This window comes from Pantoea sp. SIMBA_079 (genome assembly GCF_046940275.1).
In the GTDB taxonomy this organism is placed as follows: Bacteria; Pseudomonadota; Gammaproteobacteria; order Enterobacterales; family Enterobacteriaceae; genus Pantoea; species Pantoea borealis.
Genome location: NZ_JAWRYR010000606.1, coordinates 1 through 254, shown reverse-complemented (window position 1 = coordinate 254; position 254 = coordinate 1). Strand labels below are relative to the sequence as shown.

At 55.9% G+C, this 254-nt stretch carries 1 protein-coding gene; it reads right to left on the bottom strand.

The features are described from left to right. Window positions 1-236, bottom strand: a 236-nt coding sequence (locus SB719_RS21370) for an NAD-binding protein (protein WP_412159917.1), incomplete at its 3' end; no start/stop codon positions are given. Between the last annotated feature and the right edge of the window lie 18 nt (window positions 237-254).

The window sequence follows — 254 nt, the reverse complement described above, 5'->3', positions numbered from 1 at the left end:
CCTTTTGGCAATACATATTGCGTTTCGCGCAGCACACCGATATTGACGTCCATCATGGTTACGTGCGCACCCAGAGAAGACAGAACGCCCGCCGCACTTCTACCCACGATGCCTCCCCCGATTACCAAAGCCGAAATCCCTGGGACTCCGCCAATTCCGCAAACCAGCTTGCCCATTCCGCCATTGACGCTTAATAAGTAATGAGCACCCCATAGCGCCCCCAGCTTACCCGCCACTTCTGCGTTTGGCGAACC